The organism is uncultured Brachyspira sp., assembly GCF_944390845.1.
GTDB classification, from domain to species: domain Bacteria; phylum Spirochaetota; class Brachyspiria; order Brachyspirales; family Brachyspiraceae; genus Brachyspira; species Brachyspira pulli.
The window spans coordinates 1-15,797 of the sequence record NZ_CALXRM010000037.1 but is presented as its reverse complement, the minus strand read 5'-3'; the positions used below and the strand labels follow the sequence as shown (position 1 = coordinate 15,797).

The window sequence follows — 15,797 nt, the reverse complement described above, 5'->3', positions numbered from 1 at the left end:
TATAATTAATAACAATATGTGACTAGATTATATATTAAAAATATATTTTTTGTATAATAATTTTAAAATTAATTACTATTTATTTTTTCTGGTATACTGAGTAAAGTTAAAGCAGTTAACGTTAATAATACACCTATAACAGAAAGCACAGTAGGTATTTCATGATAAAAGAATACACCAAAAATCATAGCTGCTATAGGTTCACCAGAAGCTAATATAGAAGCCTTTCCGGCATCCATATAACCTAAAGCTATAGTAAAAAATGCATAAGGAAATACTGATGTACAAAGTGAATGAAAAAGCATAAAAACCAACATACCAGAACCATTTTCTACTACAACATTTGAAAGAGTCTTCCAGTCTGTAAAAGGTAATGTTATTATTGCTATACTTATTAATGCATATAAAGTAACTGTTAATGTATTATAATTTCTTCTTATGGCAAGTTTAGAAAATATACTGTAAAGCCCGTAGAAAAATGCTCCCATAAAACCTATAAATATACCAAAATATGTCCAATGCATAGTTTCATTAGTTTCAAGTACACCGCTTGCAAAGAAACAGCCGAGTAATGCTAATATCATACAAACAATTTTTTTTACAGTGATTTTCTCTTTGAAAAATATATTAGCAAATATCAAAACAAATATAGGAGATAAACTCAAAAGTACAGCAGATAAAGATAATGATAATTGCTTTACCGCTTCATTATAACAAATATTAAGTCCTAATATTCCAAGTATTCCAGCTGAAACAAATATCCATAAATCTTTTAATTTTATTTTTATCAAAGATCTATCATATAGAAACACACATATAAAAAATATTATACTTGCTACGATAACTCTTGAAGAAACAACAGTAAAGCTATTAATATTTAATTCCATAAGTCTTCTTATAAATATTCCGCCGCCGCCCCAAAATATACCGGATAATATAGGAAGAATGGGTATAAACTTCTTCATAATAAAATAAGACTCCATAAATAATAATTAAAAATTTAAGTAGTATTATATACTAAAAATTTTTAAGTTTGTCAACTGATACAGTTTATATAGGATTATCAACTTTTTTGCCGCACAAAAAAGTTTCAAAAAACACAATTGCTAGAACTTTATATTAAAAATATATGTCTTAAATGTATAGATAACCTAGATTTAGACTAAAAATGCAGTTTTTTTGGTTCTTTTATACCAATACCGAAAGGTACCTACTCGGTAAAAGAACTGGGGTGCGGGGCAAAGCCCTGCAAATATTTCAAATTTAAAAAAATTATTTTTGACAAAAAATAGTTGTTTATGTATATACTAAAAATTTTTAAGTTTGTCAACCGATGCAGTTTATATAGAATTATCAACTTTTTTGCCGCACAAAAAAGTTGCAAAAAACGCAATTGCTAGAACTTTATATTTTAAGAATATGTATTAAATATGGTGTAATACCCTAGTTTTAGGTAAAAAATCAATTTTTTAATAGTGGATTTCTAAATATTTTTTATATTGAACTGCTTTTTTATTAATTCCTGATATTCTAAAGATGTATAACTTAAAAGCTCAAAAAATAATTTACTTGGAAAAACTGAATATTGAATATACTTATGATAAGGACGAACCAATTTATAATATTTTTCATCTAATAATTTTGAACGTCCTAATGTTAATAAAAATACTCCTACATACTCGCCAACTAATTTTTCTTTATAATCATAATCATCTTTGAAATCATTTACTTTTATTAATGTTTCATCTAAATAATTAAATATTTCATTTTTATAGTTTTCTATACTTTTAGTTAGGCAATTCGCTATCGAAGATAAAATAATACTATTATTTTCATTTAATATCTTTTTATCATCAAAACTGCTGTATATATTCAAAGTATTTATTATTACTTCCCTATTAATAATATTTTTTATAGGAGCATATATTTCAAATAATAATTTCATTGCATCTATATTATTATTAATAATTATATCTGTAATAGTTTTTTCATCTTTTTTAATCAATGATTCTTCTATGATATACCATAAAGGTTTTGAATCAATTATTTTGCATAGAATTTTATTTTTTATATAATCATCATCAATAAGTCTTTTTGCAGATTCAGTATTTAAGGGCATATTAATGGTTTCTAGTTCATAACTTCCAAACAAATTAGGAGCATTATCAACAATCTTTCTTAATACTCTTTTTTGTATATCATTCAACTCTGGATTTATTAATTCTTCTTTTTTATTTTTATATGGAAAAACTCTTGTAACGGCTTCTATCAATATATCATCATAACTTTTTTCATCACTATTAATATTACCTGTAACATTGCTTTTTGTTTTAATACCTTCAGTGTTTAATAACGTTTCAATATCACTAGAATAAAGCCATGCATATTTTGCTATATTAGAAAAATTATCGTCCCATACCCAATATACACCTGCACAATTATTTTCTGTTATATATAAAAGCAAATTAGAAATATCTTTATTAAAAATACCAGTATAAGCTAAACAAATTGCCGCAGAGCCTCTTACCAAAAGAGATTCACTTTTGTTCATAATATTATAAACTTCTTCAATATGCTTATTAACTTTTAATTTTTTTATGTCATTAATATCACTAATATTTAGATATTCTTTATAATAGTCTTTATTAGAAATTTTATAATTATGCTGTGCTGCTGTAAAACCTTGTACCAATAAAGTTGAAGCCTGGCGAATATAGGAGTTATTTTTATTTCCATTTTCTAATTTTAAACATTCATCGTAAGAAAAATTCAATATTTCATCTAAAGAATTCCCAATAAAACATAATAATCTCATAGCCTCAAGCGAATTGCTTTTATTATAATAATCTACAATTTCATTTTTATATTTTTTAACAGTACCATAATATTTAGTTTTATAAAAGAATGGCGTATTAATAAAATGCTTTTCTCCTAATGCTATTCTAGCTAAAAATATGCATGCCAATTCCGAAGCATTATTATTGAACTTCAATAAATCTGCCAAATATGGAACAGCCATTTTTGAAGATTTATAAACACTTCCTTGATGGGTAGTTGCTGCATAAAGTCCGTACACTCCGAAATTAACATCATTATCATCATCGCTAGTTAAAGCTTCTATATAATAAGGAGTTAAATCTGCTTTACCATAAGCATCATAAACATTCCCCCATTTTTCATCATAAAGTCCATTAGGAACATATCTATTTTTTCCAGTTAATGGCGGACGCTCTGTTTCGTCCGATTGAAATTCACTATCTTCATCGGCTTCTATATAATAATTATCCCATTTTGGAATAGATTCCATATTCATAATAATTTATGCTCCTTACAAAAATCAATAACTATTTCAAAACCTTCATTTGATAATTCTAATACATAATCTTTAAATTCATTTAAATTGTCTTCATCTTCTAAAGCTAACTCATAAGATTTATTTATATCTTCAAATGCTTCATCATTTAACTTTTTAAAATTATCAATATTTTTTTGAGCAACTTCAAGTTTAATCTCTGCCCTATTAAAATATAAAAGCCAATACTTACTGTCTAATTCAATAGCTTTATCACAATCTTTAATAGCTTCCTCGTCTTTATTTAACTTATATAAAATTAAAGCCCTATTTCCATAAGCCTCTACATAATACTCATCTATTTCTAATAATTGATTATAAAGATTCAAAGCCTTCTCATAATTTTCATTAATATCATAATATAATGCCTTATTATAATAAGAAGCATCTATATTATTATCAATTTCTATAGCTTTATCATAATCTGCTATAATATCTTCTTCATTATAATTTAGTTCATTTTTTGCATTTCCTCTGCTATTATAAGCATTGCTGTATTTAGGATTTATTTCAATAGCTTTATCGTAATCATCTAATGCATTTTTATAATCTTCTAAATTAGATTTTGAAAGTCCTCTATTATAGTAAAGTTCTGCATCATTTTTATTTAATCTTATAGCATAAGTAAAATCTTCAATAGCCTTTTCAAATTCTCCTAATACAGAATAACATAAACCTCTATTATTATAAACATCGCCAATGGTATTATCAAGTTTTATACTTTTAGTGTAATCTTTAATGGCTTTCTCATAATCACCCATATCATATTCAGTTAAACCCTTATTATAATATATATCTGCATTATTATTATCTAATTTCAAAGCAGTATTAAAATCTTTTAATGCAGCTTTATATTTACCTAACTTGTTTTTTGCAAGTCCTATGCAATTATAAACTTCCGCATTATCTCCATTATAAAATATTAGTTTATCATAATATTCTATTGCCTTTTCATAATTTCCTGCATCGAATGCTTCTTCTGCTAATTTGTAAAAATCATTATCCATAATTTTATACCCCTTATTTATTAAAGTTATAATAATATAATTTTATAAAATATTATCATATTAATGTCAACATAATCATTTTAAATAAAATTTATTTAAATAAAATATTTATCAAATTAACATAATACAATTTTGACATTTGATTTTTTTTATAATAGGTATATTATATTACTAAATTACAAATAAAAAATTCTTATAATAAAATAAAGGCTTATATGAATATATTAGTTATTAATGGTCCAAATACAAATATGTTTGGAGTATCTCAAACAAAAATTTTAGGAAATGCAACTCTTGGAGATATTGAAAATAAGATAAAAGAAGCTGCTGGAAATGCTGCTAAAGTATCTTTTTTTCAATCAAATCATGAAGGTGCTATAATAGATAGAATACATAGAGCTTATGACGAAAGTATTGACTATATCATAATAAATGCTGGAGCCTATGCTCATACATCAATAGCAATAAGAGATGCATTCCTAGCAACTAATATACCTTTCATTGAAGTTCATATAAGCAATATTCATGCTAGAGAGGAATACAGAAATAAAAGTTACTTATCCGATATAGCATTAGGAGTAATTACAGGTTTTGGAGACAATAGTTATATATTGGCTTTAGCTCATTTACTATCAATACAAAAAAGAAATAATTAAAATATATTACGGAGTTTGATAATGTGTAAATTAACATTAAATAAAAGCGGTGAGAACAAAAAATTTGATTATGATGCTAGATTAGAAAGATTATTGAAATTAACTAAAGAAAATTTACTCATAACTAAAAATGAAAATATATTTTATCTTACAGGTTTCAAAGGAAGTGCTGGCTGGTTATTGATCAGTGAAGGCAAAAAATATTTATTTGTAGATTCAAGATACTGTGAGCATGCTACTAAAGTTACACATAAAACTACTGTTATACTTGTAGCAACAACTTATGCAGATGCTTTGGCAGAATTTTGTAAAGAAAATAACATAAAAGAAATACAAGTAGCTAAAAATGGGCTTTATCTAGCTGATTATGAAAATATAGTTTCTTCTATGGTTAATAATTCTATTAAAGTAGGGATAAGTAAAGCTGATGTAGATACTATACGTAATATAAAAGAAAAAGAAGAAATAAAAATAATAAAAGAGAATTTAAATAGAGCAGAAAAAGCTATGACTAAAATGTTAGCTTTTGTAAAAGAAGGCGTAACAGAATGTGAATTAGCTGCAGAATTAGAATATCAAATGCGTAAAGAAGGCGGAGATAAAACTGCATTCGATACAATTTTACTTTTTGGAGATAGAACTTCGCTTCCTCATGGTGTTCCTTCAGATAGAAAGTTAAAATTTGGTGATAATATACTTATGGATTTCGGTTTATCAAGAGATGGATATAAAAGCGATATAACTAGAACATTCTTCTTTGGAAAAGGCGAACACTTTGATGAAATGAGTAAAATATACAATATAGTAAGAGAAGCTCATAACAAAGGCATAGAAGCAATACATTCCGGAGTTTCTGGAAAAGAAGTTGATAATGTTGCAAGAGAAATTATCAAAAATAATGGATACGGACAGTATTTCGGACATGGATTAGGTCATAGTGTAGGACTTGAAATACATGAATCTCCTAGACTTTCCCCTCTTGTTGATCATATACTTGATGGTGGCTGTATTGTTACTGTTGAACCTGGAATATATGTTCCAAATTTAGGCGGTGTTAGAATAGAAAATATGGTTATAGTAACTAGAGAGGCTGGAATATCTATTAATAATACACCTACTGATTTGATTGTATTATAATAATATTGACATATTCTTTTCCATATAGTATTATTGTTTATATAATACTTTTTAATTAAAATTAAATAAATATTGTTGTGTAAAAAATAAAAATATTTATTTAATAGCGGAAAATACTATGGCTAGAAGAAAGAAAAAATCATCACCTTTATTTATAATATTAATCTTAATAATAGCTGCAGGATACTATTACTACAATAATATATACGATAAAAAAGAGATAAAAAAAACTTCAAAAGAAACTGTTACAAGATACAATAGAGATGATTGGGGAAATTGGATTGATGAAGATAATGACGGACTCAATACAAGACATGAGGTATTAGCAAGAGAATCTTTAGTAAAGCCTGTAATATCAAATAACAGAGTAATATCTGGAAAATGGTATGATAAATTCACTGGAAAATATTTTACTAATGCAAAAGATTTGGATATAGACCATTTAGTACCGTTAAAAAATGCTTATATCAGCGGAGCAAGTAATTGGAGCGAAGAAAAGAAAAATAAATATTATAATTATCTAAAAAATGAAAATCATTTAGTAGCTGTATCAAAAGGTGCCAATCGTTCCAAAGGAGACAAATCACCAGTTGAATGGCTCCCGCCAAATGAAGAATATCAATGCGAATATGTAAGAGAATGGTTTAAAATAAAAACTGATTGGGGACTTACTATTGAAGATGGTTTTGATGAAGTTTCTAACAGAGTTTGTAAAGGCAAATAATTATTGTCTATTTTTATTAGTAATTATTATTGAAAATAAAATTTGTTAATATAAAAAATTAGGTATAATAACTAAATTATACCTAATTTTTCTATAATATCATTAATATAAATTATCTCTTAAAAATATATCTTCTAATATTTTCCTCATGTTCCTCATAAGTAACTGAGAAAGCATGTTTTCCTGTACCATCAGCAACAAAGAAAATATAATCTGTATCAGCAGGATTTAGTGCTGCATCTATAGCTTTTGCCCCTGATGAACATATAGGGCCTGGAGGAAGTCCTGTATTTTTATAAGTATTGTAAGGATGTTCCATACGTAAGTCTGCATATTTAAGATTAGGCTTTTCTATATAATCGCCTTTTACTAAAGTCATGGCATATATTGTAGTAGGATCTGCCTCAAGTCTTTTATCTATTTTTAATCTGTTATAATATACTGAAGATATAAGCTTAGGATCATCTAATGGTCCCATTTCTTTTTCCACTATAGAAGCCATAGTCAATACTTCATGAACAGTGTATCCCATCTTTTTAGCTCTTTCCTCTAAATCTGGGAACTGTTTGAATAAAGAATCTATCATATAAGTCACTAATACTTTTGTAGGATTACCTTTAACTATATAATAAGTAGATGGAAATATATAACCTTCTACACTATCAGAAGGTATATTGTATTTTTCTAATATTTCCTTACTATGACAAACTTCCAAAAATTCTTCTTTTGTAGTAAAACCTTTCTGTTCTAAAGCATGTCCTATCTCATATATATTCTTACCTTCCGGAATAGTTAATCTTACCATAGCTTGTTTACCGCTATTAAGATGCTTCATGATATCAATCATGCTCATATCTCTATTAACTTCATAATATCCGCTTAAAAGTTTTCTATCATATTTTAGGTATTTAGCAGCTACAACAAATAATTTAGAATTTCTAATAAGACCTTGTAATTCTAATTTCTTTGCTATTGTAGAAGCACCTTCTCCCTGTTTGATTTCAAAATATACTTTTTCTGAATCTCCTCCTACTGGACTAATCATATACTGTACAAATAGCACGGTTGAAACCGACACTATAGCAACAAGTATAAGTAATATGATAAATAACTTTTTCATTCTATTCTCTCTTTTATAAAAATATATAATTCAAAATTAATAAAATATTGTAAATATAACAGATAATTTATATATATGTAATAATTTTGTATATTAATAATTTTTATTATTTTTCTATATTTGAATGTATATCATTAATAGATACTTCTTTTTCTTCTCCGCTGTCCATATTTTTTAATTTACACATTCCTCTTTTAAGTTCATCTTCACCAATTACAACAGCATATTTAGCATTTCTTTTATTTGCTGATTTGAATTGGCTTTTAACAGATTTACATGCAAAATCATAATCGCAGCTTATATTATTAGCTCTTAATGTCTGCATTATTTTTAATACTTCATTTTCAGTTTCTTTAAATGCCACAACAAAAGCATCAAGTCTTTCTGCAGATATATTATTCTGACTTTCTAATACGAGTAAAAGTCTTTCAATACCCATAGCACTTCCAACTGCAGGTACATCTTTTCCATTATTAAAAATACCAATTAAATTATCATATCTTCCGCCTCCAAGTATAGCACTTTGAGAACCTAAAGCATTTGTCTGAACCTCAAAAGCAGTCTTTGTATAATAATCTAATCCTCTAACAAGCATTGGATCAACTGTAAAATTCTGTCCTATTCTTGTAAGTTCCTCGCATAATTTATCAAAATGTTCTTTACATTCATCGCATACATAATCATAAAATTTTGGTATATCTTTTATTGTTTCTTTGCATTTTTCATTTTTACAGTCTAATATTCTTAAAATATTGCCTTCATATCTCTTTTGACAAGTTTCGCAAAGTTCTTCTTTTCTGCTTCCTATAGCCTCTTTCAAAGCTTCATTATAAGCACCTTTACATTTTGAACAGCCCACTGTATTAATTAATAGATTAACATTATCAATACCAAATTCTTTTAATACATTTATATTAAGAAGAATTATTTCAGCATCTATTAAAGGAGAAGAACCTCCAATACATTCTATACCAAATTGATTGAATTCTCTGTATCTTCCTTTTTGCGGACGCTCTGCTCTATACATTGTACCTAAATAGAATAATTTATTTATGGCATATTCATTTTGCATAGAATTTTCTACATAAGCACGAGCAACTGAAGCAGTACCTTCAGGTCTTAAAGTAAGAGAACGTCCTCCTCTATCTTCAAAGGTAAACATTTCTTTTCCTACAATATCAGTTCCTTCTCCTATTCCTCTTGTGAAAAGGTCTGTATATTCAAATAAAGGAGTTCTTATTCTTCCATATCCATAAAGTTTAACTATATTTTTTATTTTACTTTCTATAAATTCCAATCTTGCTGAAGAATCATAGAAAAAATCATTTGTACCGCGTGGTTTTTTTATTTCTAACATTTCATCATATCCTAATTTAATTTTTTTATTTTAATTTAACACCTCTTCTGTTTTAGTACTTCCAGCTTTTGAAACATTTTTTGGATGTTCATAAATTGGTTTAACTTTATCAACAGCTCTGATGCCTTTTATCCTTTCTTCATAAGAAGGCATATCTGATAAATTTTTAAACATAGTAGAAGAATAATCCAATATTTGAGTATCTGCTGGTTTTGATGATAATACCTTTATAAAATCATTTCTTTGTGCCTCATCAACAATACCTATTTTGCTTCTCCAGTAAAGAACTGTAGGATAATATCTATGATCCTCTGAAAGAGAAGAACCTACTTCAGCAAACATTTTATCTGCTTCATATAAATCATTATAAGCAAATAAATTAACTGCTCCTAAATAAAGTCTAGTTCTCATTAAAAGATTAGAATTATCTTTTTTATTATAAGCAAATGTCAAATCTGATTTTGCCTGAGCTGCAAACTCTGCAGATCTTCTTCCTTCATTCAAAAATCTTGAATAATAAGCAACACCTCTATAATAGCTATATTCTTCTATAGATATTCCCATATATTCATTATAAGGATTAGTAACAAACCATTCTGTTGCTACTTTTGCAGGTCTTGATAATATTTTTCTTATTATTTCTCTAGTATTTTCTGCATTGCCGTCATATTTATTAACTGGTGTAGTTTCTTTACCTACTGTTAAAGATACATCTTCTTGTTTTTCTTCATTTTCCTCAACTTCTTCTTCATCTACCAATTCTTCTTTTACGTCTGCATCTTCTTTATCAATTATATTATTAGTATTATCAATATTATTTGTTTCATTTGAAGGAATTGTTTGATCCTGTATTATGATAGAAAATAAGTTGTATTTATCTTTTTCTACTTTTACATGATTAGTATATAATTTATCACCAAAAGATATATAAGCATCATACATACCTTCAGAAACTTCTATAATAAAATTAGTAGAAACTTCTGTATTAAATGAATAATCTTCTATATCTATTCCTATAGGACCATTATTTGGATTTTTATCTATCAAAATAGTTAATGGATATAAAACTGCATTTGTTTCTATATTAGTGTCATTAGTTTTATATTCCACTACTTCTGGATCTTCTATAACTACTTCATCAAGCACTTCTTTTTCAAGAGCTGGTATTCTTCTGTTTGAAGCATTTTCTGGAGTTTTTTCTTTCTTAGCTATATCCTGAAGCTGATCTAATTCTTCTTTTTCTTCTGGTTCTATATCAGCAGCTACTAAATCCTCCTCAACTTCTTTCTTTTCTTCTATCTCTTTTTCTATATCTTCTATTTCTTTTGCTGGAGAATATCTTTCAAAAGTAGCAAATTTTTCACCTGTGAATGTAGGAAGACCTTCTTCTTCAGGAAGTATAGGAATAGAATTCTTTATAAGAGTATATACGTCCATATTTGAAGTAGTCCACTCATAAACTTTTTGAGTCATATTTTCAGGAGTTTTTAAATTTCTCATCATTTCACTGATGCTTTTATTCTCACCAGAAAAATAATCATATATTGTATTTTCAGGACTTCTTGCCAATATTTTTAATGTTTCATAATAGCTTTCATAAACCATAGGAGTAATATAACTCAAGTACATAGTCCAATATATGGCAGTAGGATAATTAGGATTTGATGTTTTACAATTATCAGCATAATACTTAAATATTCTTGCCGGAAGTTCTTTATCACCAGGTAAGATAGTAAGTATACCGCCTATATATAAGAATGCTCTGTCATTATAAGAATAAACAGGATCATTAGGTAATTCTAAAGCCTGTCTGAAATCACTAGCTGCTCTATTAACATCTGTTCTAGCAGATTTAAATTTTACAAAAGATAAATATCTGCTTACTCCTCTATAAAAATCAAAAACATATCTATTAACTCCATATTCATCAGAATAAGAATTTTTCTTAAACCATTCTATAGATTTTTTAGGAGATTTATTTTGCAAATCCTCTATATATTCTGGAAATGTTACGCCATTTTGAGAAAATAAAGGTAAAGATAATAGCAATATAAATGCAACAGAAATAATTTTTTTCATTGTTATCTCCAAATATTTTTATACTATCCTATAAAATATCGACATCTCTAAAAAAACTTAAGATATTTTACTATAAAAAAATATAATATCAAGTATCTTATCCTATTGCATTTTATACAAATAAAACAAAATGTCAAAACTTATTATATTTTAAATAACTATTCTATCATTGCCTTGACGTTTTAATAATTTTTCTCTTTCTAATGCATTCAAAAGAGGTATAACATACTTTCTTGAAAGACCTGTTTTCTCTTTAACAAATGCTATTGTTATGATATCTTTAGGTTTAGTATTTTTCATAATTAAATTTTTAACTCTGTTATAAACTTCTATATGATAATATATACCTTCTTCAAGATACATTGCCTGTTTCAAAGCTGATAATGCTTTTATATCTTTCATTCCATTTGGAAATACTTTTATAGCTTTCTCATCTAAACCGTTTAAATCTGCTTTTTTTAATTTATCAAGTAAAGCCTTTTGAGAATTTGTTAAATCTACACTTTGAGTAAATTTCTTATATATATTATTAAAAGGCATTATAATTTTATTTTGAACTAAATGATCTATAAAAGGTTTTGTAAATGCATTATCTATATTAAGATGATTTCTTATATCTTCAAAAGAAAAACCATCTTTTTTAGTTTCTATTAATTTTTTTGATTCTTCTAATAATTTATTCAAATAATCTTTTTTAACAAAATAATTTGCCAAACTAACAGCATAATCCGGTAATTTGCCATTTCCAACAGAATAGCCATTAACAGACATAACTAAATCTGTATATCTGTCTCTTTTTACCTTACCCAAGAATTCTTGAGCATTATCCATTATATTTTTTCTTATTTGAGGAGTTGTTTTGCTTCCCCAAAATACATCGCCTGTACCTATTATAGTGCTTCCGCCATGGCTTATTAATATTCCTCTTTCCTTCCAAAATACTGCAATAGGCTCATCAAATTTTAATCTTATAAATCTATTATCTATTTCTCTTATATCAACATCTGTTTTTATTTTCTTATCTGATTCATTATAAGCAGCCCTTTTGTACATAGGTATAATTTGAGCTACGACACATTCTGTACCAATAGCAAATTCAGCATTCTTAATTTTTTTCAAATATTCAACATCGCTATTATTAACAAGTTCCAATATTATTTCATCAGTTAAAAATACTGTTTCTTCCTTATCGCACAATAAATGCCCTCTTCTTATTTCTTCTTTCTTTATATTTTTTAAATTTATAGCTATACGTGAAGTGGCATATACTATTTCTCTATCTTCATGATATGATTGAATATTTCTTATAGATACTTCTCTCTTTGTAGGATAATGTATCAAGGTATCATCTCTTTTAATACTTCCGCCTTTAATACTTCCTGTTATTGTTAAACCAGCACCTTTTATAGAAAAAACCCTATCAACATAAATATGAGTTTTTATATCATCTTCATATTTTTCTTTTAATAATATATCTGTTACTCTTTCTTTCAATAAATCTATATTAGTACCATTCATTGCTGATACTTTTACTATTTCTATATCTCTGTTAAATATTCTATATAAATTCTTTTTAATATCTTCTTCGCTCTCTTTCAATCTATTTTCATCAACCAAGTCAATTTTATTCATTACGCATATAATATTTCTTATGCCAAGAGATAAAGCAACCTTAGCATGCTCCTCTGTCATGTTCATCCAGCCTTCACTAGCACAAACAACAAGCATAACTAAATCCAAGCTCCACATACCAGCAACCATATTTCTGATGAATCTCTCGTGTCCAGGAACATCTATTACACCTATAGTAATATCATCATTAGGCTTAAAAAATCCGAAACCTAAATCTATAGTCATCTCTCTTTTCTTTTCCTCTGGTAAACGCATCATTGCTATACCTGTAAGTGCTTTAATTAATTCTGATTTACCATGATCAACATGACCTGCTGTTCCTATGATTCTGTTCATACTATGAAACTCCTATTGTTGCTATGTTCGCCTTTTATTGTTGCTAATAAAAATTGTTCGCTAATTATTGTCTAGTAAATAAATTTACTAGACGCTCACAATTTTTATATTTAGCATTCTAATATAAAAAATTATTTATTATTGCTAGTGATAAACTCCCTATAAATAGCTGAAAACTTCCTTCGTCAGTTATCAGTTGATCGTTTATCACTAAAAAATACATACATTCTTTATATTATTGCTAATAAAAATTGTTTGCTGTTTATTGTCTAGTAAATAAATTTACTAGACGCTCACGATTTTTATATTTAGCATTCTAATATAAAAAAATTATTTATTATTGCTAGTGATAAACTCCCTATAAATAGCTGAAAACTTCCTTCGTCAGTTATCAGTTGATCGTTTATCACTAAAAAATACATACATTCTTTATATTATTGCTAATAAAAATTGTTTGCTGCTTATTGTCTAGTAAATAAATTTACTAGACACTCACAATTTTTATATTTAGCATTCTAATATAAAAAAATTATTTATTATTACTAGTGATAAACTCCCTATAAATAGCTGAAAACTTCCTTCGTCAGTTATCAGCTGCTACTTTATCACTTAAAAAAATATATACATTCTTTATATTATTACCAATAACAATTGATTGCTCTCTGTATCCCGACAAAAACCCCCAACAACCAAACTTGTCAAACAATCAAAATTTTATATTAAAAAATCATTATCTTTTATTTTTATTAAAACTTCTCTTACATAATCTATATCAGCATCATTTATTGTTATAACATATATTAACACTGAATCCTTTTTTACTTTTGGTATAATAGGAACATCTAAATTATGCATAAACTTAATAACGGATTTTATATCCTTAGGCTTGAAACTAATTGCATAAGACTGATAAAAAGTATCTGCCATAGCACCGCCGCCTGTTTCTACCGTTTCCTCAGCAACTTCAAAACCTTCAATGTTTTCTATCACTTTTAAAGCTTTTTGTTTTATAATTTCTGGTTTAATTGCTAATAAAGTTTCACAATATCCTTTAAATTGACCTTCTGCATTTAATCTTTTTATAACACTTTTTTCTAATATAGAAAGAACTGTTTTACCGCATCTAAAAGCCCTCATTAAAGGATGTTTATATATTCTATCTATATATTCTTTTTTACCAACTATAATACCAGCCTGTACACTTGAAAACATTTTATCGCCTGAAAAACATACTAAATCAACACCGCTTTTCAATGCTGCCTTTATATGTTCTTCTTCTGACATACTTTCATCAAATATTCCAGCACCTTCATCATAAACTAATGGTATATTATTTGGTATAGCGTCTCTTATCTTTTTAAATGATGGATGCTTCACAAATCCTCTAATTTTGAAATTTGATGCATGTACTTTAAGTATCAAAGCTGTATTTTCTGTTATAGCCTCTTCATAATCTTTTAAAGTTACTATATTAGTAGTACCTATCTCTACAAGTTTAGCTCCTGCCTCTCTAAGTATATCAGGAATCCTAAAACCTCCGCCTATTTGTACCTGCTCGCCTCTTGAAACTATTACTTCCTTATCTTTAGCTAAAGTTTTTAATATTAAAAATACTGCAGCAGCATTATTATTAACAACTAATGCATCTTCAGCACCTGTTAATTTAGCCAAAAGAGAATATAAAAATTCTCCTCTTACTCCTCTGCCCTCATTATTAATATTATATTCAAGATTATTACTTGATATATTTAATTGTTTAACTTCGTCCCAAATTTCTGCATCTATCGGAGAACGTCCCAAATTAGTATGCATAATGGTGCCAGTTGCATTTATTACTTTTTTTATTGGAAGATTAGACTTCTGCTTTATTTTCTTTTCACATAATTTGATAATATCTTCTTTAGTGTATGAAACATTAGGTTTATTTTTTAATTCTGCTCTTAATTTGTCTAAAGTATCACGAATAATATCAGCAACTATAGGACGGGAAAGAATTTTATGATATGGTTTGATAGAATCATGTTCTAATACAGTATTGGTTTGTACTAAATTAAATTTGTTATCCATTTAAGCCCCTTTTCTAAAATTAAAAATATAAAATACAATTCAAGATAAGAGACTATTAATTATTAGTAATTCAATCATACTATAACTTTTATAATCGCTTATTTATCGGAAGAGGCAGGAGTTGAACCTGCCAACGCTGCTATAGCGTCCAACGCTTTTGAAGAGCGCGGAGCCCACCGGGACTCATCTACCTCCAAGCAATCCCTATAATATATCATTTTTAATTTTATGTCAATTTATTAATATTATTTAAATTGTTTAAGAGCCATAGATATTGCACACTTTTATTTTAAAAAAAGAAGGTATTCCTTATAATTTAAATTGCTATAA

The 15,797-nt window shown here is 27.0% G+C and carries 11 protein-coding genes and 1 tRNA gene; 3 read left to right on the top strand and 9 right to left on the bottom strand.

Annotated features, from left to right (window positions below; translation table 11 throughout):
• Nucleotides 1-68: 68 nt before the first annotated feature.
• From Q0K52_RS08620 to Q0K52_RS08610, 3 genes are all read right to left on the bottom strand, one after another.
• Nucleotides 69-965, bottom strand: a complete 897-nt coding sequence (locus Q0K52_RS08620; protein ID WP_297298518.1) for a DMT family transporter — start codon at nucleotides 963-965, stop codon at nucleotides 69-71.
• 518 nt (nucleotides 966-1,483) lie between these two features.
• Nucleotides 1,484-3,313 (bottom strand): hypothetical protein, encoded by a 1,830-nt coding sequence (locus tag Q0K52_RS08615; RefSeq protein ID WP_297298516.1) that lies wholly within the window; start codon nucleotides 3,311-3,313, stop codon nucleotides 1,484-1,486.
• The gene (locus Q0K52_RS08610) at nucleotides 3,310-4,359 is read right to left on the bottom strand and encodes a tetratricopeptide repeat protein (protein ID WP_297298514.1); all 1,050 of its coding nucleotides are present in this window, start codon (nucleotides 4,357-4,359) and stop codon (nucleotides 3,310-3,312) included. Before Q0K52_RS08610 ends, Q0K52_RS08615 begins: the two co-directional genes overlap by 4 nt.
• A 215-nt stretch (nucleotides 4,360-4,574) precedes the next feature.
• Between Q0K52_RS08610 and aroQ the strand changes: the two genes are divergently transcribed.
• The 3 genes from aroQ to Q0K52_RS08595 all read left to right on the top strand — a co-directional run bounded on the left by aroQ (nucleotide 4,575) and on the right by Q0K52_RS08595 (nucleotide 6,876).
• The gene (gene aroQ / locus Q0K52_RS08605; RefSeq protein WP_297298512.1) at nucleotides 4,575-5,015 is read left to right on the top strand and encodes a type II 3-dehydroquinate dehydratase; all 441 of its coding nucleotides are present in this window, start codon (nucleotides 4,575-4,577) and stop codon (nucleotides 5,013-5,015) included.
• 21 nt (nucleotides 5,016-5,036) lie between these two features.
• Nucleotides 5,037-6,152, top strand: coding sequence for a Xaa-Pro peptidase family protein (locus tag Q0K52_RS08600; protein ID WP_297298510.1), 1,116 nt, complete (start codon nucleotides 5,037-5,039; stop codon nucleotides 6,150-6,152).
• A 118-nt stretch (nucleotides 6,153-6,270) separates the two neighbouring features.
• Complete coding sequence (locus tag Q0K52_RS08595) at nucleotides 6,271-6,876, top strand: HNH endonuclease family protein (protein ID WP_297298508.1); 606 nt, start codon at nucleotides 6,271-6,273, stop codon at nucleotides 6,874-6,876.
• Nucleotides 6,877-6,988: 112 nt separating this feature from the next.
• On the opposite strand, the gene mltG is transcribed toward Q0K52_RS08595, so the two are convergent.
• The 6 genes from mltG to Q0K52_RS08565 form a co-directional block, all read right to left on the bottom strand.
• Nucleotides 6,989-7,996: an endolytic transglycosylase MltG gene (gene mltG, locus Q0K52_RS08590; RefSeq protein ID WP_297298506.1), complete on the bottom strand. Its 1,008-nt coding sequence runs from the start codon at nucleotides 7,994-7,996 to the stop codon at nucleotides 6,989-6,991.
• Nucleotides 7,997-8,102: 106 nt separating this feature from the next.
• Complete coding sequence (gene hisS, locus Q0K52_RS08585) at nucleotides 8,103-9,353, bottom strand: histidine--tRNA ligase (RefSeq protein ID WP_297298505.1); 1,251 nt, start codon at nucleotides 9,351-9,353, stop codon at nucleotides 8,103-8,105.
• A gap of 30 nt (nucleotides 9,354-9,383) precedes the next feature.
• Nucleotides 9,384-11,432 (bottom strand): hypothetical protein, encoded by a 2,049-nt coding sequence (locus Q0K52_RS08580; protein WP_297298502.1) that lies wholly within the window; start codon nucleotides 11,430-11,432, stop codon nucleotides 9,384-9,386.
• A 150-nt stretch (nucleotides 11,433-11,582) separates the two neighbouring features.
• Nucleotides 11,583-13,400: a selenocysteine-specific translation elongation factor gene (gene selB / locus Q0K52_RS08575; protein ID WP_297298501.1), complete on the bottom strand. Its 1,818-nt coding sequence runs from the start codon at nucleotides 13,398-13,400 to the stop codon at nucleotides 11,583-11,585.
• Nucleotides 13,401-14,114: 714 nt separating this feature from the next.
• Nucleotides 14,115-15,467, bottom strand: a complete 1,353-nt coding sequence (gene selA / locus Q0K52_RS08570; RefSeq protein WP_297298499.1) for an L-seryl-tRNA(Sec) selenium transferase — start codon at nucleotides 15,465-15,467, stop codon at nucleotides 14,115-14,117.
• Between the two features lie 105 nt (nucleotides 15,468-15,572).
• Nucleotides 15,573-15,662 (bottom strand) — tRNA-Sec (locus Q0K52_RS08565).
• Between the last annotated feature and the right edge of the window lie 135 nt (nucleotides 15,663-15,797).